Origin of the sequence: Herbiconiux sp., from assembly GCF_004297105.1 — a bacterium.
In the GTDB taxonomy this organism is placed as follows: domain Bacteria; phylum Actinomycetota; class Actinomycetes; order Actinomycetales; family Microbacteriaceae; genus Herbiconiux.
Genome location: NZ_SCVE01000006.1, coordinates 137,846 through 158,665, shown reverse-complemented (window position 1 = coordinate 158,665; position 20,820 = coordinate 137,846). Strand labels below are relative to the sequence as shown.

Annotated in this window: 19 protein-coding genes; 9 read left to right on the top strand and 10 right to left on the bottom strand. The window is 69.2% G+C overall.

Annotation, left to right across the window (positions count from 1 at the left end; genetic code table 11):
• Positions 1–25 precede the first annotated feature (25 nt).
• From EPO52_RS02260 to EPO52_RS02250, 3 genes are read right to left on the bottom strand one after another with little or no spacing between them, the layout of a single operon-like run.
• Entirely contained in the window at positions 26–517 is a 492-nt protein-coding gene (locus tag EPO52_RS02260) for a MarR family transcriptional regulator (protein ID WP_290801312.1), read from the bottom strand.
• Positions 514–1,173, bottom strand: a complete 660-nt coding sequence (locus EPO52_RS02255) for a histidine phosphatase family protein (protein ID WP_290801309.1) — start codon at positions 1,171–1,173, stop codon at positions 514–516. The genes EPO52_RS02260 and EPO52_RS02255 overlap by 4 nt, the downstream gene beginning before the upstream one ends.
• A gap of 38 nt (positions 1,174–1,211) precedes the next feature.
• Complete coding sequence (locus EPO52_RS02250) at positions 1,212–1,712, bottom strand: septum formation family protein (protein ID WP_290801306.1); 501 nt, start codon at positions 1,710–1,712, stop codon at positions 1,212–1,214.
• A gap of 188 nt (positions 1,713–1,900) precedes the next feature.
• Between EPO52_RS02250 and EPO52_RS02245 the strand changes: the two genes are divergently transcribed.
• Positions 1,901–3,400, top strand: a complete 1,500-nt coding sequence (locus EPO52_RS02245) for a trypsin-like peptidase domain-containing protein (protein WP_290801303.1) — start codon at positions 1,901–1,903, stop codon at positions 3,398–3,400.
• A 63-nt stretch (positions 3,401–3,463) separates the two neighbouring features.
• On the opposite strand, the gene EPO52_RS02240 is transcribed toward EPO52_RS02245, so the two are convergent.
• Genes EPO52_RS02240 through aroA form a run of 3 tightly spaced genes read right to left on the bottom strand, consistent with a single transcriptional unit; the run spans position 3,464 to position 6,728 of the window.
• Positions 3,464–4,261 carry an inositol monophosphatase family protein gene (locus EPO52_RS02240; RefSeq protein ID WP_290801300.1) on the bottom strand — a complete coding sequence of 266 codons (798 nt, stop codon included), beginning with the start codon at positions 4,259–4,261 and terminating at the stop codon, positions 3,464–3,466.
• Complete coding sequence (rsgA, locus tag EPO52_RS02235) at positions 4,258–5,310, bottom strand: ribosome small subunit-dependent GTPase A (RefSeq protein WP_290801297.1); 1,053 nt, start codon at positions 5,308–5,310, stop codon at positions 4,258–4,260. The genes EPO52_RS02240 and rsgA overlap by 4 nt, the downstream gene beginning before the upstream one ends.
• Entirely contained in the window at positions 5,307–6,728 is a 1,422-nt protein-coding gene (gene aroA, locus EPO52_RS02230) for a 3-phosphoshikimate 1-carboxyvinyltransferase (protein ID WP_290801295.1), read from the bottom strand. The genes rsgA and aroA overlap by 4 nt, the downstream gene beginning before the upstream one ends.
• Before the next feature lie 94 nt (positions 6,729–6,822).
• On the opposite strand from aroA, the gene EPO52_RS02225 reads away from it, so the two are divergent.
• Both EPO52_RS02225 and EPO52_RS02220 read left to right on the top strand, forming a co-directional pair.
• Complete coding sequence (locus EPO52_RS02225) at positions 6,823–7,425, top strand: sigma-70 family RNA polymerase sigma factor (protein WP_290801291.1); 603 nt, start codon at positions 6,823–6,825, stop codon at positions 7,423–7,425.
• Positions 7,422–7,661: a zf-HC2 domain-containing protein gene (locus EPO52_RS02220; RefSeq protein ID WP_290801289.1), complete on the top strand. Its 240-nt coding sequence runs from the start codon at positions 7,422–7,424 to the stop codon at positions 7,659–7,661. The genes EPO52_RS02225 and EPO52_RS02220 overlap by 4 nt, the downstream gene beginning before the upstream one ends.
• Before the next feature lie 73 nt (positions 7,662–7,734).
• On the opposite strand, the gene EPO52_RS02215 is transcribed toward EPO52_RS02220, so the two are convergent.
• On the bottom strand, positions 7,735–11,541 hold the full coding sequence (locus EPO52_RS02215) for a multifunctional oxoglutarate decarboxylase/oxoglutarate dehydrogenase thiamine pyrophosphate-binding subunit/dihydrolipoyllysine-residue succinyltransferase subunit (protein WP_290801287.1): 3,807 nt from the start codon (positions 11,539–11,541) through the stop codon (positions 7,735–7,737).
• A 150-nt stretch (positions 11,542–11,691) separates the two neighbouring features.
• Between EPO52_RS02215 and EPO52_RS02210 the strand changes: the two genes are divergently transcribed.
• The 3 genes from EPO52_RS02210 to EPO52_RS02200 all read left to right on the top strand — a co-directional run bounded on the left by EPO52_RS02210 (position 11,692) and on the right by EPO52_RS02200 (position 15,615).
• Positions 11,692–13,131 carry a GuaB1 family IMP dehydrogenase-related protein gene (locus tag EPO52_RS02210; protein WP_290801286.1) on the top strand — a complete coding sequence of 480 codons (1,440 nt, stop codon included), beginning with the start codon at positions 11,692–11,694 and terminating at the stop codon, positions 13,129–13,131.
• A gap of 113 nt (positions 13,132–13,244) precedes the next feature.
• A complete protein-coding gene (locus EPO52_RS02205) occupies positions 13,245–14,588 on the top strand; it encodes a hemolysin family protein (protein WP_290801284.1) in 1,344 nt (447 codons plus the stop codon).
• Positions 14,581–15,615, top strand: a complete 1,035-nt coding sequence (locus tag EPO52_RS02200) for a hemolysin family protein (RefSeq protein ID WP_290801282.1) — start codon at positions 14,581–14,583, stop codon at positions 15,613–15,615. Before EPO52_RS02205 ends, EPO52_RS02200 begins: the two co-directional genes overlap by 8 nt.
• Before the next feature lie 30 nt (positions 15,616–15,645).
• Here EPO52_RS02200 and EPO52_RS02195 read toward each other — a convergent pair whose 3' ends face one another.
• On the bottom strand, positions 15,646–16,725 hold the full coding sequence (locus EPO52_RS02195; protein ID WP_290801280.1) for an NADH:flavin oxidoreductase/NADH oxidase: 1,080 nt from the start codon (positions 16,723–16,725) through the stop codon (positions 15,646–15,648).
• A gap of 73 nt (positions 16,726–16,798) precedes the next feature.
• Between EPO52_RS02195 and EPO52_RS02190 the strand changes: the two genes are divergently transcribed.
• A complete protein-coding gene (locus EPO52_RS02190) occupies positions 16,799–17,686 on the top strand; it encodes an ADP/ATP-dependent (S)-NAD(P)H-hydrate dehydratase (protein ID WP_290801278.1) in 888 nt (295 codons plus the stop codon).
• 4 nt (positions 17,687–17,690) lie between these two features.
• Here EPO52_RS02190 and EPO52_RS02185 read toward each other — a convergent pair whose 3' ends face one another.
• On the bottom strand, positions 17,691–18,377 hold the full coding sequence (locus EPO52_RS02185; protein ID WP_290801276.1) for a YceI family protein: 687 nt from the start codon (positions 18,375–18,377) through the stop codon (positions 17,691–17,693).
• A gap of 144 nt (positions 18,378–18,521) precedes the next feature.
• Here EPO52_RS02185 and EPO52_RS02180 point away from each other — a divergent pair, with 144 nt between their 5' ends.
• A complete protein-coding gene (locus tag EPO52_RS02180) occupies positions 18,522–19,796 on the top strand; it encodes a glycosyltransferase family 87 protein (protein ID WP_290801274.1) in 1,275 nt (424 codons plus the stop codon).
• The gene (locus EPO52_RS02175) at positions 19,753–20,079 is read left to right on the top strand and encodes a thiamine-binding protein (RefSeq protein ID WP_290801272.1); all 327 of its coding nucleotides are present in this window, start codon (positions 19,753–19,755) and stop codon (positions 20,077–20,079) included. The genes EPO52_RS02180 and EPO52_RS02175 overlap by 44 nt, the downstream gene beginning before the upstream one ends.
• 12 nt (positions 20,080–20,091) lie before the next feature.
• Here EPO52_RS02175 and EPO52_RS02170 read toward each other — a convergent pair whose 3' ends face one another.
• Positions 20,092–20,799, bottom strand: coding sequence for a response regulator transcription factor (locus tag EPO52_RS02170; protein ID WP_290801270.1), 708 nt, complete (start codon positions 20,797–20,799; stop codon positions 20,092–20,094).
• Between the last annotated feature and the right edge of the window lie 21 nt (positions 20,800–20,820).

The following is a 20,820-nucleotide window of genomic DNA, read 5'->3' as shown; positions in this document are numbered from 1 at the left end:
TGCCCCGCCGGGGCCGAGCTCGACTTCAGAGGAGCCCGGCCGGCAGATCGTACGGTGGGCGCCGCAGGTTCGGGTCTCGAGCGCGCAGGCGCGAGAGGAACGCCGCCACCGCCGGCATCTCATCGGCCACCAGTTCCACCGCGAATTCGTCGCGAACGGTCTGCAGCACGAGGGCCGTGGCCCGGTCGAACAGGCGGATGCCCTCGCGGGTCACGCTGATCAGCGCCACGCGTCCGTCGCTCTGCGACCGGCTGCGCTCGACGAGACCGGCCGTCACCATGCCGCGGATGAGATTGCTCGCCGATCCGCTGCTGTAGAGCAGAGTGCGCGAGAGATCGCCCACCGACAGGCCGTCGTTCTGGGCATTCAGGTTGTAGAGCACGTCGTACTGCGCCCAGGTGAGCCCCGTCGTCGCGCGCAGGCCCTTCTCCACTTCGTGCATCACGCGCGTGTAACCCAGCACGAAGTCGGCCCAGACACCGAACTGGGCCCTGTCGAGCGGAGCCTGCTCGCTCATCGGATCGGTTCACCGGTGGGATCGGGCGCGGAGATGTCTTCGAGGGCCAGGCCGCCGACCGGCGTACCCTGCCAGCTCGTGGCGAGCCAGCCGGTTGCGGGCGATCCCTCGAGCACCACGATGCCGGTGTTCTCGAGGTGCTGGCCCTTGGAGAACTCGGCGTCGATGTTGCGCGACGACCACGAGGCCCAGGTGCGGATGGCCGCTCCGTGACTGAAGACCGCCACGGTGCCGTCGCCGTAGCGGTCGGCGATGTTCGCGATGGCGCCGTCATAGCGGGCGTGGAACTCGGTTCCGTTCTCGCCGCCCGGGATGCGCGCGGAGAAGTCGTGCCACCAGGAGAAGATCGTGCTCATGTAGGTGCGGATCGACTCCTCATCCGTGCGGCCCTCGAGGTCGCCCGCCGTGATCTCGCGCAGGCCGTCCATGATGATGGGCCGCAGGCCGAGCTTGTCGGCGAGGGGCTGGGCCGTGAGGTGGGTTCGCAGCATCGACGAGACCACGATGGCATCGATCGACTCGCCCTCGAGTGCGGCAGGCACGGCGGCCGCCTGTTCGAGGCCGAGCTCGGTGAGCCCGGGGCCGGGCACCACCGTGCCGATCGCCCCGTGGACGTTGTCGATGGTCTGGCCGTGCCGGATCAGGAGGAGTCGCATCCGCACCAGTGTAAGCCAGCGGATGCGGCAGAGCCGCCCTACTTCGCGATGCCCTTCAGGGTGCCGGTGACCTTGCCGTTCGGGTCGCCGATGAGGCACGAGACGAGACGGTCGTTGCCATCCGTCCACGAGCCCTCGGTCGGCGTGAAGTAGGTGTAGCCGTAGACCGAGTTGTCGTAGGAGATCCCGACGAACTGCTCGAAGGCGGTGAGGCACTCGGCATCGGCCTGCGTGTCGATGGCGTCGGCGCCGGGGAACTCGTCGCCCGAGATCTCGAAGTCGGAGTAGACCTCGAAGTCGTGCTCGTCGGCGCAGTCGACGAGGGGGACCTCGCTGACCTCCGTGCCCTCGGTGTCGTTCAGGCACTGGCCGACACTCAGCGAGAAGACATCGGTGTCGGTCTGGGTGATCTCCTCGCCCGTCTGCGAGTCGGTGGCGGGAGGTGCCGAGCTCGGGAAGAGCGCGGTGCAGCCGGAGAGCGTGAGGCCGAGCGCGAGCGCGGCGGCGATGCCGACACGGGAGAGGGGCGAAGTCGCCATGGTGGGCTCCGATTCGTAGGGATCGTGTTCCTGTGAAGACGCTGTGCGGCTTCGCGTGACCATTATGGGGGACATCCAAAGTCCTGGTCAATTTCAGAAAGCTGACAGATCGTCGACTATGGCTAGAATCGGAGAACATGAGAGTTACCCATCAATCCGATCGGACCAGAACGACTATGAATCGACAGTTGGCAACGAAGGCGGTCGCGGCCGCATCCGTCTTCCTGGTCACCGGCACCCTGGCGGGCTGCTCCGGTGGCGGCTCGGGCGGCGTCGGCTTCGACGGGGTGCAGTCGGCCACCATCCAGATCGAGTCGGACGGCACGTTCGCCGACCCGGAGAACGGCGCGAGCGAGGAGCAGGCGGGCCTCGGCTCCGGCTTCTTCATCTCCGCCGACGGGCTCGCGCTCACGAACAACCACGTGGTGGTCGGGGCGGGCACGGTGAAGGTGAAGGTCGGCGGTGACTCCGCCGAGCACGACGCGCAGATCCTCGGTTCCTCCGAGTGCCTCGATCTGGCGGTGATCAAGGTCGATGGCGGCGGCTTCCCCTTCCTCACCTGGCAGAAGGGCGACATCCCCACCGGTGAACAGGTCTACGCGGCCGGTTTCCCGCTCGGCGACCCCGAGTTCACCCTCACGCAGGGCATCGTCTCGAAGAACGACACGCCTGGCCAGTCGGCCTGGGCCTCGCTCGATCACGTGATCGAGCACGATGCGAAGATCCGCCCCGGCAACTCGGGCGGTCCGCTCGTGAACAAAGACGGCCAGGTCGTGGGCATCAACTACGCCAGCGTCGCGGAGCTCGACTCCAACTTCGCCATCCATCGCGACGAGGCGCAGAAGGTCATCGACCAGTTGATCGCCGGCGACGACGTGCTGAGCCTCGGGGTCAATGCGCAGGCGCTGCCGCTCGACGACCAGGGCCAGGCGATCGGGGTCTGGGTGAGTTCGGTGGCGGCGGGGTCGCCGGCCGACAAGGCGGGCATCCTGCCGGGCGATGTGCTGCTCCGCATGGCGGGCAAGTCGCTCGCCGCCGACGGCACGCTCGAGGAGTACTGCGACGTCATCAAGACGCAGGGCGCCGACGGCACCATCGACGTCGACGTCTACCGCCCCTCCGAAGACGCCTTCTACCGCGGGCAGTTCAACGGCAAGGCTCTCGAGGCGGTCACCGTGCCCGGTGTGGGGGCGTCATCCGCCGGTGGCGCCGACGACCGCCGATACACCACCGTCACCGACGACACCGGCGTGGTGAGCGTCGATGTGCCGGTCGACTGGGCCGATGTCGACGGAGCCTCCTTCACGGATGCGGCGGGACACCAGTTCCTCGATGTGCGCGCGAGCACGAATCTGCAGGCGTTCTCGGAGTCGTGGGGCACCTCGGGAGTCACGGTCTCGGTGGCGGATACCGCGCCCGATCTCACGGCCGAGTCGATCTTCGGCTCGTTCGCGTCGCTCACCGCACAGTGCACGCCGCAGAAGACGGATGCCTACTCCGATGGGGTCTATGAGGGCCAGTACCAGTACTTCACGGCCTGTGGCGGAGTGAGCGACTACGTGATCGTGGCCGCGCAGCCCGCCGACGGCAATTCCGTCATCGTGGTCACCGTGGCCATCGCCGATCCGGCTGATCTGCCCGCGATCGAGCACATCATGGGCAGCTTCGCGGTGGTGTTCCCGGGCTGAGCGAGCTGGGGAGTCGGGCGGCGGGCCGGCCGGTCTGCCACCCGATGGCGGGGGTGCTCGCGGTCAGCGGATGATCGCGAGCACCTCGTCGTGCAGGAGGCCGTTCGTGGCCAGAGCGCTCCCGCCCCACGGGCCCGCATCCCCGGCGGCCGACGTGAACCGTCCGCCCGACTCCTCGATGATCGGCACGAGAGCAGCCATGTCGTACGGCTGCAGGTCGAATTCGGCCGCGATCTCGAGCTGGCCCTCGGCCACCATCATGTACGACCACATCTCGCCGTAGGCGCGGGTGCGCCAGACGGCACGCGCCAGGGCGGTGAGCTCGGGCAGCCTGCCCTCCTCGTCCCAGCCTTTGAAACTGTTGTAGCTCAGAGAGGCGTCGCCGAGCGAGGCGATCCCGGATGCGCGGATCGCGCGCGGCGCATCCGTTCCCCCGTCGAGCGCGTCGGTGGTGAACGCGCCCAGGCCGGTGGCTCCCCACCAGCGCCGTCCCAGCGCGGGGGAGCTCACGACGCCCACGACAGGCACGCCATCGACGGCCAGGGCGATCAGCGTGGCCCACACGGGCACGCCGCGCATGAAGTTGGCCGTGCCGTCGATGGGATCGATGATCCACTGGCGCGCCGAATCGCCCTGCACGCCGAACTCCTCGCCGTAGACGGAGTCGCCCGGGCGGCTGCGCTCGATCTCGCCGCGGATCGCCTCCTCGACGGCGCGGTCGGCATCCGTCACCGGAGTGCGATCGGGCTTCGTGGTCACATGCAGGTCGCCGGCCCGGAACCGCTCACGCGAGATGGCATCGGCGCGGTCAGCGAGGAGGAGGGCGAGGGCGAGATCGTCGTGGAGGGAGTGGTCGGTCACGTTCCCAGGCTAGCGTCGAGCAGTTTGCGGAGCGACTCGATGCGCGCCTTGCCGCTCTCGCCGAGCTCACCGGCCTCGACCCGGTCGATGATCTCCCAGTCGTGCGCCTCGGTGAGCGGGATGCCGCCCGGCGGCTCGCCCTCGGGCACCCGCGCGGTGGCGGCGAAGGATCGGAGGATGTTGGCCGAATCCACGTGCCCCAGCCCGAACGAGCGCACGCCGGGCGTGTCGATGATCCACCCGGTTCGGCCATCGGAGGCGTGCAGGCGCAGGCAGATCGTGGAGGAGGAGGTGTGGCGACCGCGCCCCGTGACGGTGTTGACGACACCGATGGCGCGATCCGCGCCCGGGACGAGTGCGTTCACGAGCGTCGACTTGCCCACCCCCGAGTGCCCGACCGTGACGGTCGTGCGGCCCACCAGGATCTCGGTGAGCTCTTCGAGCGGGACGTCGTCGCGCGAGAGGGTGATGATGCGCAGGTCGAGGCAGTCGAACTCGGCCAGCAGTGGCGAGGGATCGGCGAGGTCGGTCTTGGTGATGCACAGGATGGGTTCGATGCCGGCGTCGAACGCCGCCACGAGATAGCGGTCGATCAACCGGGCGCGCGGCTCGGGATTCGCTGCGGCCACCACGATGAGCATCTGCTCGGCGTTCGCCACGATCACCCGCTCGACGGCGTCGGAGTCGTCGGCGCTGCGCCGCAGCAGGGTGCTGCGCTCGTGCACCCGCACGACGCGGGCGAGGGTTCCCGGATCGCCCGACGTGTCGCCGACGAGATCGACCCAGTCGCCCGTCACGATCGGCGTGCGGCCGAGCTCGCGCGCGCGGGATGCCGTGATCTGCCGTTCCTCGGGGGTGTCCTGGTAGACGAGCACCGAGAAGCGACCGCGATCGACGGTCATGATGCGGCCGGCGAGCGCGTCTTTGTGCTCGGGGCGGGTCTTCGTGCGCGGCCGGTTGCCCTTCGGGTTCGGCCTGACCCGGATCGACGACTCGTCGAAGTCGTCGTCGTCTTCGTCGGCGTCATCGGCGTCGGACCACCAGCTCATAGGCCCGCCGACGTTCCGGTCGACGGCGCGGCGGCTCCCGCGCCCCCCTCGGTCACGCCCAGCATCCGCTTCCAGAGCGCGGGGAACTGGGGCAGAGTCTTCGCGGTGGTGCCGATGTCATCGATCAGCACGCCATCGATCGCGAGGCCGATGATGGCGCCGGCGGTGGCCATCCTGTGGTCTTCGTAGCTCGACCAGATACCCCCGTGCAGCGGGCGCGGCGTGATGGCCAACCCGTCATCGAGCTCCACCACCTCGCCGCCCAGGTTGTTGATCTCGGTGGCCAGCGCGGCGAGACGGTCGGTCTCGTGGTGCCGGATGTGACCGATGCCCGTGATCTCGCTCGGCTCCGTGGCGAGTGCCGCGAGTGCGACCACCGCGGGGGCGAGTTCGCCGCCGGTGGAGAGGTCGATGGAGATTCCGCGGATGGCGCCGTCGGCGGGGCCGGTGACGGTGAGGCGGTCGCCGTCGCGCGCGACGGTGGCACCGAACAGGGGGAGGATGTCGGCGAGATCGGCGCCGACCTGGGTCGTCGCATCCGGCCACCCGGTGATGGTGACGCGGCCGCCGGCCACCAGGGCTGCGGCGAGGAAGGGGGCGGCATTCGAGAGGTCGGGCTCGATGGCCACCTTGCTGCCGGCGATGGGGCCGGGGCGCACAGACCAGCGGCCGGGCTCGTCGGAACGGGCGTCGACGCCGCGCGCCTGGAGGGCCGCGAGGGTCATGTCGATGTGGGGCTGGCTGGGGAGGCGTGTGCCCTCGTGCTGCAGCTCGAGGCCCTCGTCGAAGCGTGCTGCGGTGAGCAGCAAGCCGCTGACGAACTGGCTGGAGGCCGAGGCGTCGATGGTGAGCGCGCCGCCCGCGACACGCCCTGAGCCGTGCACGGTGAAGGGCAGCGCGGCGCGGCCGTCGTCGCTCAGATCGACGCCCAGTGCGCGCAGCGACGAGATGGTGGTGGCCATCGGGCGGCGCCGGGCGCCCTCGTCGCCGTCGAACGTGGTGGGCCCGAGGGCGAGCGCGGCCACGGGCGGGAGGAAGCGCATGACCGTGCCGGCGAGCCCGCAGTCGATGGTGGTGCTGCCGAGCAGCTCGTCGGCCGGGGTGATGGCGAGGTCGGGGCCGAAGTCGCCACGGCCGTCGCCGGCGTCGACCGGCGTGATGGTGGTGCCGAGGGAGCGGAGCGCCTCCACCATGAGGTCGCTGTCGCGGGAATGCAGAGGAGCTCGCAGCAGCGACGGGGAGTTGGCGAGGGCCGAGAGAACGAGCTCGCGATTGGTGAGCGATTTCGACCCCGGGAGCGAGACGACGGCGTTCAGGGGCACGCTGGCGCGCGGCGCCGGCCAGTGCTCATCGGTGCTCACCGGCGCGTCGTCGCCGTAGGGGTTGAACTGCGGCGTGGAATATCTCGAAACAGGCATCGGTTATCAGAGTAGTCGGCTGAAGAATCCCTTGGAGGAACCCCGTTTGACGACAGCAGAACTGCTCGCACCGCCGGTCGTAGACTGGGCGACGATGAGCACTCCCACACCTGATCCCCGCGCGCTTTTCGAAGAGCAGGCCATTCCGTTCCTCGATCAGCTCTACGGTGCTGCCCTGCGCATGACGCGCAATCCGAGTGACGCCCAAGACCTGGTGCAGGAGACGTTCGTGAAGGCGTACGCCGCCTTCGCGCAGTTCGAGCAGGGCACCAATCTCAAGGCGTGGCTGTACCGCATCCTCACGAACACCTTCATCAACACCTACCGCAAGAAGCAGCGCGACCCCTACCAGGGGTCGACGAGCGACATGGAGGACTGGCAGCTCGGGTCGGCCGAATCGGCCACCGCAGCGCTGTCGAGCCGCTCCGCCGAAGCCGAGGCCATCGACCACCTCCCCGACAGCGACGTCAAAGAGGCCCTTCAGTCGATCCCCGAGGACTTCCGTCTGGCCGTGTACCTGGCCGACGTCGAGGGCTTCTCCTACCAGGAGATCGCCGACATCATGAAGACCCCCGTCGGAACCGTCATGAGCCGCCTGCACCGTGGCCGGCGACTCCTGCGCGGCCTTCTCACCGACTACGCGCGGGAGCGGGGCCTCGCGCTCACGCCCGCCACCTCCAAGGAGACGAAGAAATGAGCGACTGCGGCTGCAACAAGGCCCGTGCCGAACTCGAAGAGTATCTGCGCAACGAGATCTGCAAGACGGATGCGGCCGACATCCGGGCGCATCTGGAGACGTGCGAGGGCTGCCAGTCGGAGCTCCACATCGGCATCGTGCTCACGCAGACCGTGCAGCGCGCCTGCAAGGAGACCGCGCCGGAGGAAGTGCGTGAGCAGCTTCTCCTGACTCTCCGCACCCTCCAGTCGCACTAGACCTCCTCGCGACTCGCCAAAAAACGGCCCAACCGAGTCGATTAGGGCCGTTTTTTGGCGAGTCGCGAGGAGGTCAGCTCAGGGCTTTGGCGAGGAGTTCGGCCTGCTCCTGGGCGTGGCGCTTGGCGCTGCCGGCGGCCGGGGAGGCCGCGGCCGGGCGGGAGACCACCGAGATGGTGCGGCCGTTGAGGCGGCTCGCCAGTTCGGTGCAGATGAAGGGCCAGGCGCCCTGGTTCTGCGGCTCGTCCTGCACCCACACGAGGTCGGCGTTCGGATAGCCCGCGACGATCGAGTTGATCTCCTCGAGGGGGAGCGGATAGAACTGCTCGACGCGCACCAGTGCGATGCTCTCATCCGGGTTCTTCTGCAGCTCCGAGGCGAGGTCGTAGTGGATCTTGCCCGAGTGCAGCAGCACCCGCTTCACCGCCGCCTTGTCGGTGATGCGCACGTCGTCGATCACCGGCTCGAAGCGACCCGACGTGAGGTCGTCGACCGAGCTGGTGGCACCGCGCAGCCGCAACATCGCCTTCGGTGTGAACACGATGAGCGGCTTGCGGGGCCGGGCGTAGGCCTGGCGGCGCAGCAGGTGGAAATAGGATGCGGGCGTCGAGGGTCGTGCGACCGTCATGTTGTCTTCGGCGCACATCTGCAGGTAGCGCTCGATGCGGGCCGAGGAGTGATCGGGGCCCTGGCCCTCGTAGCCGTGCGGCAGCAGCAGCACGAGCGACGAACGCTGGCCCCACTTCTGCTCGGCCGAGGTGATGAACTCGTCGATGATGGTCTGCGCGCCGTTGGCGAAGTCGCCGAACTGGGCCTCCCACAGCACGAGCGCATCCGCCCGCTCCACCGAGTAGCCGTACTCGAAGCCCATGGCCGCGTACTCCGACAGCAGGGAGTCGTAGATCCAGAACCGGGCCTGGTTGTCGGCGAGGTTCGCGAGGGGCAGCCATTCCTGGCCGTTCTCCCGGTCGTGCAGAACCGCGTGACGCTGCACGAACGTGCCGCGGCGGGCATCCTGACCCGCGAGACGCACGGGCGTGCCTTCGACGAGCAGCGAACCGAGCGCCATCAGCTCGCCGAAGGCCCAGTCGATGCCGCCGTTGCGGCTCATGTCGACACGCTTGGTGAGCAGCTGCTGCAGCTTCGGGTGCACGGTGAATCCGGCGGGCTTGTTGTCGAACGCGTCACCGATCAGATGGATGGTGGACAGGGGCACGGCGGTCTCGAACGGCGTGGTGGTGCTGTCGTCGCGCTGCGACTCGGGGCGTTCCAGATCGGAGACGGCCTGCGTGTCGTCGGTGATGATCGGGATCGAGGAGGTCTGCGCGGCGTGCGTCTCGGCGAAGGCGCGCTCCAGCCGGTCTTGGAAGTCGCGGTGGACGCCCTCGTACTCCTCCTCGGTGATGTCGCCGCGGCCGAGGAGCGCCTCGGTGTAGAGCTTGCGCACCGAGCGCTTGGCCTCGATGAGGTTGTACATGAGCGGCTGGGTCATCGACGGGTCGTCGCCCTCGTTGTGCCCACGGCGGCGGTAGCAGATGAGGTCGATGAACACGTCGCGGTGGAACTGCTGACGGTATTCGAACGCCAGCTGCGCCACCCGCACGACCGACTCGGGGTCGTCGCCGTTCACGTGGAAGATGGGGGCCTGGATGGTCTTCGCCACATCGGTTGAGTACACCGAGGAGCGCGACTCCGTCGGGGGAGTCGTGAAGCCCACCTGGTTGTTGATGTTGACGTGGATGGTGCCGCCCGTGCGGTAGCCGCGCAGCTGCGACATCTGCAGGGTCTCGACCACGACGCCCTGGCCGGCGAGGGCCGCATCGCCGTGGATGAGGATGGGCAGCGTCGAGAACGTGCCGATCGGCTTCCTGTCCTGCTTCGCCCGCACGATGCCCTCGAGCACGCCGTCGGCGGCCTCGAGGTGCGAGGGGTTCGCAGCGAGGTAGACCGGGATCTCCTTGCCGTCGCTCGCCGTGAAGGTGCCCTCGGTGCCGAGGTGGTACTTCACGTCGCCCGAGCCCTGCACGGTGCGCGGGTCTTGCGTCCCCTCGAACTCGCGGAAGATCTGGCCGTACGTCTTGCCCGCGATGTTCGTGAGCACGTTGAGGCGGCCGCGGTGCGCCATGCCGATGGCGACCTCGTCGAGCCCCTCCTCGGCAGCACCCTGGATGATGGCGTCGAGCAGCGCGATGGTGCTCTCGCCGCCCTCCAGCGAGAAGCGCTTCTGGCCGACGTACTTGGTCTGCAGGAAGGTCTCGAAGGCCTCGGCCTCGTTGAGCTTCTCGAGGATGCGCATCTGCTCGTCGTGGCCGGGCTTCGCGTACGGGCGCTCGACCTTGTCCTGGATCCAGCGGCGCTGCGCCGGGTCTTGCACGTGCATGTACTCGATGCCGATCTTGCGGCAGTAGGAGTCGCGCAGAACGCCCAGGATGTCGCGGAGGTACGACGCCCGGGTGAGACCGAACTCGCCGGTGACGAACTCGCGGTCGAGGTCCCAGAAGGTCAGCCCGTGCGACGCGATGTCGAGGTCGGGGTGCGAGCGCTGGCGGTACTCCAGCGGATCGATGTCGGCCATCAGGTGGCCGCGCACACGGAACGCGTTGATGAGCTCCTGCACGCGGGCCGTCTTGTCGATGGCGGATGCGAGGTCGACATCGATGTCGGCGGCCCAGCGGATGGGCTCATAGGGGATGCGGAGCTCCGCGAAGATGTTCTCGTAGAAGCCGCGTTCGCCGAGCAGCAGCTCGTGCACCTTCTTGAGGAACTCGCCCGAACCCGCGCCCTGGATGACGCGGTGGTCGTAGGTGGAGGTGAGGGTGATGATCTTGCCGATGCCGAGGTTCGACAGCACCTTCTGCGAGGAGCCCTGGAACTCGGCCGGGTACTCGAGGGCGCCGGCGCCGATGATGGCTCCCTGGCCCTTCATGAGTCGCGGCACGGAGTGCACCGTGCCGATGCCGCCGGGGTTCGTGAGGGAGATCGTGGCGCCCTGGAAGTCGGCGGCCGTGAGCTTGTTGGCGCGGGCGCGCTTCACGAGGTCTTCGTAGGCCGAGAGGAACTCGTTGAAGTCCATGGTGTCGGCGCGCTTGATGCCGGGCACCAGGAGGGCGCGGGAGCCGTCGGGCTTCGGGATGTCGATGGCGATGCCGAGACCGACGTGGGCGGGCGCGACCACGGAGGGCTTGCCGTCGACCTCGTCGTAGTACACGTTCTGGCTCGGGAACTCCTTGAGCGCCTGGATGAGCGCCCAGCCGATGAGGTGGGTGAACGACACCTTGCCGCCGCGCGAGCGGCGGAGGTGGTTGTTGATGACGATGCGGTTGTCGATCATCAGCTTCGCCGGGATCGAGCGCACGCTCGTAGCGGTGGGGACGCTGAGACTCGCGTCCATGTTGGTGGCGAGCGACTTGGCCATGCCACGGAGGGGGGAGACGACATCCTTCTCCGCCGCGTCGGCGTCGGCGGAGTCGGCCGGAGCCGACTGGCGGGTGGGGGCCTCCGCCGGGATCGGCTGGGGGCGCGCCTCGATGCTCGTGGTCTTCGCGACCGGCTGCGTCGCCGGGCGGGGGTCGGCGGGGGCGGCCGCCGGGGTGAGGGCGGAGGCGGTGGCCTCGGACGCCGCAGCGGGGGCGGCGACAGACGGGGCCGGGGTGGCTGCGACGGGCTCGGCGGTCGCGGACGATGCCGCCATGGCCGGGGCGGCGGCGCCTCCGGAGGCCACATGCGATCGATAGCTCTCGAGAACCGGCCACCAGGACTTGTCGACCGAGTCTTTGTCGGCGAGGTACTGCTCGTACAGCTCGTCGACGAGCCACTCGTTCGCGCCGAATTCTCCTGATGCGCCGTCTTCGGTGCTCGTACCCGTCAATTGGCTAGCCAAAGCCGATCGCCCACTTCCCGTTTGCCTCGTGTCTTCGGCACGTGTCGGTGTCTGCTGCGCTGCTTGTTCACGCGTGGACACGTGCAGAGTCAAGCCTAAACCTACCGAGCCGGGCATCCGCTCACAGCGGCCGGGACTAGCGTTGTTCACATGGAGTTCTCTGGAGATCCCGGTCGTCACGATCTGACCTATTCCGACGTGTTCCTCATCCCGTCCCGATCGGCGGTGACCTCGCGCCTCGACGTGTCGCTGGCGCCCACCGACGGCACCGGGGCGACGATCCCGATCGTGTCGGCCAACATGAACTCGGTCACCGGGCCCCGGCTCGCCGCGAGCCTCGCCCGCCGGGGTGGTCTCGGGGTGCTGCCGCAGGACATGCATCTGCAGGACCTCGCCACGGCCATCCGCTGGGTGAAGGACCAGCCGGTCGAGTTCGACACGCCCTTCGACTTCCGCCCCGAGCAGTCGGTGGAGGAGGCGCTCCGCCAGGTGCCGGCCGTGGCCGGCCAGGGGCTCGTGCTGCACGACTCCGACGGGGTGTACCTCGGCTGCATCGCCGCGTCGCGGCTCGCGACCGCGCTGCCGGATGCCCAGCTCGGCGATCTCGTGCACGGTGCGCTGACCGCGCTCTCGGCCGACGACATCGACGGCCCGCGCGAGGCCTTCGACGCCATGGTCGAGGCCGACATCGATTTCGCCCCCGTCCTGCGGCACGGCGCCGTGATCGGCACGCTCAGCCGCACGAGCGCTCTGCGCGCCACCATCTACCGGCCCGCCGTCGATGCGAACGGCCGTCTCAGGGTCGCCGCCGCGGTGGGCATCAACGGTGAGGTGGTGGAGAAGGCGCGCGCGCTCGTGCAGGCCGGCGTCGACGTTCTCGTGGTCGACACCGCGCACGGCCACCAGGAGGGCATGCTGCGCGCCCTCACGGCGCTGAAGGCGGCGAAGCTCGGTGTGCCGATCGCGGCGGGCAACGTCGTGACCGCGCGGGCCGTCGGCGACCTCGTGGCTGCGGGAGCCGACATCCTGAAGGTGGGAGTGGGCCCGGGCGCGATGTGCACCACCCGCATGATGACGGCGGTGGGCCGCCCGCAGTTCTCCGCCGTGCTCGAGACGGCGGAGGCGGCCCGTGCCCTCGGCGCCCATGTCTGGGCCGATGGCGGCGTGCGGTACCCGCGCGATGTGGCGCTCGCGCTGGCGGCCGGGGCGTCATCCGTGATGATCGGCTCGTGGTTCGCCGGCACCATCGAGGCGCCGGGCACCTTGTCGGCGGATGCGGATGGCCGGCTCTACAAGGAGAGCTGGGGCATGGCCTCCACGAAAGCGGTGCAGGAGCGCTTCGGCCGCCTGAGCGCCTACGACCTGGCACGCAAGACGTTGTTCGCCGAGGGCATCTCGTCGAGCAAGATCTACCTCGACCCGCTGCGCCCGTCGATCGAGGACCTGCTCGACATGATCACGTCGGGAGTGCGCAGCTCGTTCACCTACGCGGGGGCGGCCACGCTGGCCGAGTTCCACGACCGCGCCCTGGTCGGAACGCAGTCGGCGTCGGGCTACGAAGAGGGGAAGGCGCTGCCCGTCAGCTGGTGACCGCGGCTATAGTGGACGGACAATGGACGACCCCCCTTCTGCCCATCCGTCGCCGATCGTGAACGGTTCATCCCTCTTCCTTGCCGGAGCCCTCCGTGGTCTTTGAGTGGGTCATGCTGGGAGTCGGGCTCGTGCTCACGATCGGCACCGGTTTCTTCGTCGCCTCCGAGTTCTCGCTGGTCAATCTCGACCGCTCCGACCTCGAGGCGCGCCAGCAGCGCGGGGAGAAGGGCCTTCAGCCCGCCATCACGGCGCTGCGGCACACCTCCACGCACCTCTCGAGCGCGCAGCTCGGGATCACGCTGACGACGCTGCTCACCGGATACACGATGGAGCCGGCCATCTCGAGCCTGCTGCGCGACCCGATGCTCGCCGTGGGCATCCCCGAGGGGGCTGTGCCGCCCATCAGCGCCACCATCGGCATCGTGTTCGCCACGCTGCTCTCGATGATCATCGGCGAGCTCGTGCCGAAGAACTTCGCCCTCGCGCTGCCGCTGAAGACGGCGCGCATCGTGGTGCCGTTCCAGCTCGTGTTCACGGCGGTGTTCAAGCCCGCCGTGCGGCTGCTCAACGGCAGCGCCAACGGCCTGCTCCGGCTCGTCGGTATCGAGCCGAAGGAGGAGCTCTCGGGCGCGCGGACCGCGGAGGAGCTCTCATCGCTCGTGCGCCGCTCGGCGATGGAGGGCAGCCTCGACGTCGACACGGCCACGCTGCTGAACCGAACGCTGCTCTTCTCGTCGCACGATGCCTCCGACGTGATGACTCCGCGGCCCCGCGTGGCGAGTGTGAAGCGCACGGAGTCCACGGCATCCGTTCTCGAGCTCGCCCGCACCACCGGTCACTCCCGGTTCCCCGTGATCGACGACGACATCGACGACGTGGTGGGGCTCGTGCACGTGAAGCAGGCCATGTCGATCCCGCGCGACCGGCGGGCCGACGTGCCCGTGGTGGCGATCATGACCGAGACGGTCCGGGTACCCGAGACGATGACCCTCGACGTGCTGCTCGGCGAGCTGCGCGGCCGGGGCTACCAGATGGCCGTGGTGATGGACGAGTACGGCGGAACCGCCGGGGTCGTGACCCTGGAAGACCTAGTGGAGGAGCTCGTGGGCGAGCTCGTCGACGAGCACGACCGCACCCGCGCGGGTGTCGTGCAGTCGCGTGGCGACACCACGTTCCCCGGAATGCTGCGACCCGATGAGCTCGCCGATCAGGCGGGCATCCGGGTTCCGGAAGACGGACCCTACGAGACCGTGGCCGGCTTCGTGATGAGCGAGCTCGGGCGACTGCCCGTCGTGGGCGACGTGGTGGTGCTGCCGGATGGCGCGCTGCGCGTGGAGCGGCTCGACGGCCGCCGGATCGACCGGCTCCGCTTCATCCCCGCCCCGTCGGACTCGACGGTGGGCGCCGCGCCCCGCAACGATCTGCCCGACGACGAGGGGGTGCGCGATGTCTGATTGGCTCGGAATCGTGTGGCTCGTGCTGCTGCTCGCGGGCAACGCCTTCTTCGTGGCCGCGGAGTTCGCGGTGATCTCCGCGCGCCGTTCGCAGATCGAGCCGCTGGCGGAGCAGGGCAAGGCGAGCGCCAAGACCGCTCTCTTCGCCATGGAGCACGCGACGCTCATGCTCGCCACGACGCAGCTCGGCATCACCGTGTGCTCGCTGCTCATCCTGAACGTGTCGGAACCCGCCATCCATCACCTGCTGGAAGGCCCGCTCCATCTGACGGGTCTCCCCGAGGAGGCCACGGGCACGATCGCGTTCATCATCACGCTGCTGCTCGTGTCGTTCCTTCACGTCGTGCTCGGCGAGATGGTGCCGAAGAACATCTCGTTCTCGATGCCCGACCGGGCCGTCCTGATGCTCGCGACGCCGCTCGTGGGCATCGCCCGCGTGTTCCGTTTCGTGATCGTGGCGCTGAACGCCACCGCGAACGGGGTTCTGCGGTTGTTCCGGGTGGAGCCGAAGAGCGAGGCCGCGAGTGCGTTCACGCTCGACGAGGTGTCGACCATCGTGGCCCAGTCCACCAAGGAGGGCGTGCTCTCCGACCGCACCGGCACCCTCTCGGCGGCGTTCGAGTTCACCACCAAGACGGTCGCCGAGGTCGCGGTCCCGCTGTCGTCGCTCGTGAGTCTCCCGGCGGACGCGACGCCGGCCGATGTCGAGCGCGCCGTGGCCAAGCACGGTTTCTCGCGCTACGTCGTGCTCGACGCCGAGGGGCAGCCGGCCGGCTACGTGCACCTGAAAGACGTGATCGACCTCGACGACGACGAGTTCGACGAGCCGATCCCCGCGAAGCGCATCCGGCACCTTCCGTCGCTCTTCGAGAAGACCGAGCTGGAGGATGCGCTGGCCTCGATGCGCAAGTCGGGAGCGCACCTCGCCCGCTCGTTCACCGAGCAGGGCGCCACCACGGGCGTGCTGTTTCTCGAGGACATCATCGAGGAGCTGGTGGGCGAGGTTCAGGATGCGACCCGGCGCTGACCGGGCCGCTCGCGTCACCCGCCTCGCCGACTACAGCCGGGCCCGGAGGTACTGCGCAGGCCAGTAGTCGATCTCGGCGCCGAGCTCGTGCGCGGCGCGAAGGGCGAAGTGCGGGTCGCGCAGCAGTTCGCGGGCGAGCATGACGGCGTCGGCGCGACCCGAGGCCACCACGTCCTCCGCCTCCTGCGGCGTGGTGATGAGCCCGACCGCGGAGACCGCGACATCCGCGGCCGCCTTCACCTCGGCGGCCAAGGGCACCTGGTAGAGCGGGCCGACGGGAATGCTCGCCCGCGGCACGTTGCCGCCGCTCGAGATGTCGTAGAAGTCGGCGCCCGCCTGCTGCGCCCAGGCGGCCACGGTGGCGGTCTGCCCGGCATCCCAGCCGTCATCGGTCCAGTCGGTGGCGGAGAACCGCACGAGGAGCGGGAGGTCGTCGCCGATCTCGGCGCGCACGGCCGCGACCACCTCGAGCAGGAGACGAGCCCGGTTCTCGAGCGACCCACCGTAGGCGTCGGTGCGGGTGTTCGACAGCGGCGACAGGAACTGGTGCACCAGGTAGCCGTGGGCGGCGTGGATCTCGATCACCCGGAAACCGGCCTCCACGGCTCTCCGTGCAGCGGCTCTGAAGCTGCTCACCAGGTCGCCGATCTCGTCGGTGCTGAGCGCGCGGCCCGGCGCGTAGTCGCCGAACGGCGCCTCGGTGGGCGCGACCGTGCCCCAGCCGCCCTTATCGGCGGGCACGCTGCCGCGCTGGGGGCTCCAGGGGCGGTAGGTGGATGCCTTGCGGCCCGCGTGAGCCAGCTGGATGCCCGGTACGGCGCCCTGCGCACTGATGAAGGCGGTGATGCGCCGGAAGGCGTCGCGCTGCGCATCGTTCCAGATTCCGAGGTCTTCGGGCGAGATCCGTCCCTCGGGAGTCACCGCCGTGGCCTCCGTGAGCACGAGCCCGGCACCACCGGTGGCGAAGGAACCGAGGTGCACGAGATGCCAGTCGCCCGGCATCCCGTCGTGCTGCTCGGCGGAGTACTGGCACATGGGCGCCACCCAGATGCGGTTGCGCACGGTGACGCCACGAAGCGTCAGAGGTTCGAAGAGAGCGGATGCGGGCATCCTTCGATTATCGCCGCACACCGAGACCGCCCTGTCACGGGGCGTCGCGGGGCAACGGTCCTATCGTGGGAGCATGCAGGAGAACGCGGCGCCGTGGCGCGAATGGACCGAGTTCGACGCCGCGCGATGCATCGCGGTGCCGGGAGCGGATGACGACAAGTACAGCCGCGGCGTGCTGGGTGTGGTCACCGGGTCGCGTGCCTATCCGGGTGCCGCCGTGCTCGGGGTGGAGGCTGCATCGCGTGCAGGTCTCGGCATGATCCGCTATCTCGGCCCCGGTCGCGCCTCGGACATGGTCCTGCGGGCGCGCCCCGAGGTGGTGACGGCCCCGGGCCGGGTGCAGGCGTGGCTCGCGGGTTCGGGCATGGATCCGGATGACCGCAGCGAACGCTCCCGCGCGCGCCTCGCCCTCGTCACGGGCGGGGATCGCCCCGTGGTGCTCGACGCGGGAGCCCTCGACCTCGTCGACCGGATCAGCGCGCCCGCCGTGCTCACCCCGCATGCGGGCGAGCTCGTGACGCTCCTCGGCCGGTTCGGCATCGAGGTCGATCGCGCCGCGGTGAACGCCGATCCGGCGCACTGGGCCGAGCACGCTGCCGACCGCACCGGCACGGTGGTGCTGCTGAAGGGCCGCGTCACGCACGTGTGCGCCCCGGCCACAGGAGGGGAGCGCCGTGCCCTCACCATCGGGGCGCCCTCGAGCTGGGCCGCCACCGCGGGCTCGGGCGACGTGCTCGGCGGAATCGTCGGAGCCCTGGTGGCCACGCACTCCGAGGAGGTGCTGCAGGATGCGACACGGCTCGTCGATCTCGCCGCGACCGGAGCCTACATCCATGCCTGGGCCGCCGCGGAGGCCGCCGCGAGTGGACCGATCACGGCGCTCGACATCGCCCGGGCAACCGGGGGAGTGGTGCGTCGTCTCGTAGGCGGGATGGAGCGCGGCCCCCGGATCGAGGACTGACCGCTCAGTCGGACGGCGTGGCCACCAGGTCGACGTCGATGTACGCGACCCCCGTGTCGCCGGGCACCCCGAGGTCGGCGAGGGAGATGCCGTACGACGCGAGGTCGACCGGAATGGTCGCCGACATCGTGCCGGTGCCTCCGCCGAACGAGAGCTGCGCATCCGCATCGACCTGATTGCTGATGCCGCGCAGGGTGAGCACGCCCACCACCGGCACCGTGACGGTGCTTCCGGCCTCGCCGAGGGCCACGGGCTGCGTGAGCACGAACGAGGCCGTGGTGTTCTCCCCGGTGGCGGCCACGAGTGCCTGCAGGAGGGAGTCACGCACCCCGTCGCCGCTCGAGAGCGTGGCGAGGTCGAGCATGAACTCGGCATCCGTGACCCGGTCGTCGCTCAGCGCGATGGCACCCGACACCTGGTTCGTGCTGCCGCTCACGGTGATGCGGCCGGCGAGGTCGGTGCGATAGGCGACCGTCGACGACGGGTCGAGCGTCCAGTTCGTGGTGTCCGATCCTGTGGCCGAGGCGGTGGCCTCCGGAGCGGCGAAGACGGTGGGAACCACCTGCTGCACGAGCGCGCTCGGATCGAGGTTCACGCTGCGCGCCACGATCGGAACGGCCACGACGGCCACGGCACCGATGGCGGCGACGCCGGCCAGCAGGGCGACCGTGATCTTGACAGTTCTGTACACGCAGGGCTTCCGGATCGAAGGGACGTCCAAGTACATCAAGTGAAACCGGCCAAGGGCTGAGAGCGGGCGGAGTGACACCTGGGTCTCGGCCTCCGCGGCCCGGGGTCACCGCGCATTCAGACAGCTCCCCATAGGATGGCCGTCGTGCTGACACGCGTGCGACGACTGGGTGCCATGCCCGTCGTTCTCTGGTGCGCTTTCCTTCTGACCCACCTCTGGCTGGGCTGGATCGGACTGAACCACCCCAATCTCCCCTTCGGTGACGTCACGAACGTCTATCTCCCCTGGGTGCAGCAGTCGCTCGACGGCTACCGGCTCGGCATCGACGGGCCCTGGGTGTACCCCATCCTCGCGTTCCTGCCGATGCTCGCCTCGCTCGTGCTCGGCCCCGGCCTCTACGGCGTGGGCTGGATGATCATGGTCACCATCGCGAACGCTGCGGTCTTCGCCTATCTGATCACCCGCAACCGGCCCGGCACCGCGGGCAACGAGCTGCGACTGATCGCCGCCTGGTGGTGGCTGGCCTTCCTGCTGCTGATCGGCCCCGTCGCCGTGGGCCGCATCGACATCTTCACGGTCGACCTCGTGATCGGTGGACTGCTCGTCATCAGCAACCGCCCGGTCGTCGCTGGCGTGCTGCTCGGCCTGGCCACCTGGGTGAAGGTGTGGCCGGCCGCGCTCATCGCCGCGGCGTTCATCGCCATCCGCCGCCGGATGCGCTTCGCGCTCGGCGCCGTGGTCACGCTCGTCGGCGTCGCCCTCGGGGCCCTGGCCTTTGGCGCCGGTCTCAACGCGTTCAGCTTCGTGACCGAGCAGACCGGCCGCGGCATGCAGGTGGAGGCCCCGATCTCCACCATCTGGATGTGGCTCGCCTTCTTCGGCGACCGAACCCGGGTGTACTACTCCACCGACATCCTCACCTTCCAGGTCACGGGTCCCGGCAGCGACCTCGCGGCCACGCTCATGACTCCGCTTCTCGTGGTGGCCGTCGCGGCCATCCTGGTGCTGGCGTTCTTCGTGGTGCGCACGGGTGCGGCGTCCACCGTGGTGCTGCCCCCGTTGGCGCTCGCGATGGTGACCGTGCTGATGGTGTTCAACAAGGTGGGGTCGCCGCAGTTCATGGTGTGGCTCTCGGCCCCGATCATCCTCGGGATCGTGACGCAGGGCCGCCGGTTCTTCCTGCCCGCCATGATCGCGTTCGTGATGGGGGCGCTCACCCAGATCATCTACCCGATCGCGTACGACTGGGTGCTCGGGCTCGACCCCGTGATGCTCGGTGTGCTCACCCTCCGCAACCTGCTCACCGTGTGCCTGCTCGGCATCGCCATCGTGATGCTGTGGCAGAGTAGGAAGACATCGAGAGAGGTGGACAGCGATGCTCGTGGCCTTTTCCGTGGCGCCTTCCGGGGGGTCTCCTGAGCAGGGTGATCCGGATGGCGCGAGCCTCCATCACGCCGTAGCCGCCGCCGTCGAGGTGGTGCGGTCATCAGGTCTCCCGAACTCCACCGACTCGATGTTCACCACCATCGAGGGGGAGTGGGACGAGGTGTTCGACGTCGTCAAGCGAGCCACCGAGGCCGTGCAGGCCTACGGGCCGCGTGTCTCGCTCGTGTTGAAGGCCGACATCCGGCCCGGGCACTCGGGTGAACTCACCGGCAAGGTGGAGCGGCTCGAAAAGGCGCTCGGCGAACGCGGCGAATAGGGGGCGCGAGCGTCAGCTCGGCAGCACGTCGTCTTCGAAGTCGTCGGCCGTCTGGTTCGCCAGGTACTCATCACGCGGGAGCAGTCCGTCTTGGATCGCGCGCTTGCGCAGCGCCACCTTGGTGCCGACATCGATGCCCACCAGGCGGTACTTCTCACGGATGCGCTTGAGATACGACTTCGCCGTCTCCTCGGAGATGTCGAGGGCCTTCGCCACCTGCTTCACCGGCTCGCCGCCCCCGTAGAGCGCCATCACGCGGCGCTCCTGGGCGGAGAGCCGGGGGGCCGACTCGAGGTCGTCGGCCGCCAGGGCGAGGTCGAGCTCGGTGGAGATGAAGCTGTCTCCCACGGCGGCGGCGCGGATGGCCTCCACGATCATGTCGGCCTCCTCGCTCTTCACGAGGTAGCCGAGCGCACCGGCCGCGATGGCCTCGCGCACCACGACGGGCTCGGAGTAGGTGCTCATGAGCACCGTCTTCACGCCCGCCGACTTGAGCGCGCGCAGCTTCACGGAGACGGGGAGGTTGTCTTTGAGGTCGAGGTCGAGCAGCACGACATCGACGGGGAACTCGGGATGGGTGAGCAGTTCCGGCCAGGTGGTGACGGCGGCCACCATGCTGATGTCGTCGGCGGCGCCGCGGATCCACTCGGTGAGGGCTCCCAACAGCATGCGGTGATCGTCGACGATGGCCAGACGGATCGGATCGCGCGTGATGGTCACAGAGGAGCTCCTAAGTTCTTC

Excerpts from the sequence above, each read along its gene's own strand:
- EPO52_RS02260 (WP_290801312.1), bottom strand. The coding sequence starts at position 517 with ATGAGCGAGCAGGCTCCGCTCGACAGGGCCCAGTTCGGTGTCTGGGCC.
- EPO52_RS02255 (WP_290801309.1), bottom strand. The coding sequence starts at position 1,173 with ATGCGACTCCTCCTGATCCGGCACGGCCAGACCATCGACAACGTCCAC.
- EPO52_RS02250 (WP_290801306.1), bottom strand. The coding sequence starts at position 1,712 with ATGGCGACTTCGCCCCTCTCCCGTGTCGGCATCGCCGCCGCGCTCGCG.
- rsgA (WP_290801297.1), bottom strand. The coding sequence starts at position 5,310 with ATGAGCTGGTGGTCCGACGCCGATGACGCCGACGAAGACGACGACGAC.
- aroA (WP_290801295.1), bottom strand. The coding sequence starts at position 6,728 with ATGCCTGTTTCGAGATATTCCACGCCGCAGTTCAACCCCTACGGCGAC.
- EPO52_RS02225 (WP_290801291.1), top strand. The coding sequence starts at position 6,823 with ATGAGCACTCCCACACCTGATCCCCGCGCGCTTTTCGAAGAGCAGGCC.
- EPO52_RS02220 (WP_290801289.1), top strand. The coding sequence starts at position 7,422 with ATGAGCGACTGCGGCTGCAACAAGGCCCGTGCCGAACTCGAAGAGTAT.
- EPO52_RS02210 (WP_290801286.1), top strand. The coding sequence starts at position 11,692 with ATGGAGTTCTCTGGAGATCCCGGTCGTCACGATCTGACCTATTCCGAC.
- EPO52_RS02205 (WP_290801284.1), top strand. The coding sequence starts at position 13,245 with ATGCTGGGAGTCGGGCTCGTGCTCACGATCGGCACCGGTTTCTTCGTC.
- EPO52_RS02200 (WP_290801282.1), top strand. The coding sequence starts at position 14,581 with ATGTCTGATTGGCTCGGAATCGTGTGGCTCGTGCTGCTGCTCGCGGGC.
- EPO52_RS02195 (WP_290801280.1), bottom strand. The coding sequence starts at position 16,725 with ATGCCCGCATCCGCTCTCTTCGAACCTCTGACGCTTCGTGGCGTCACC.
- EPO52_RS02190 (WP_290801278.1), top strand. The coding sequence starts at position 16,799 with ATGCAGGAGAACGCGGCGCCGTGGCGCGAATGGACCGAGTTCGACGCC.
- EPO52_RS02175 (WP_290801272.1), top strand. The coding sequence starts at position 19,753 with ATGCTCGTGGCCTTTTCCGTGGCGCCTTCCGGGGGGTCTCCTGAGCAG.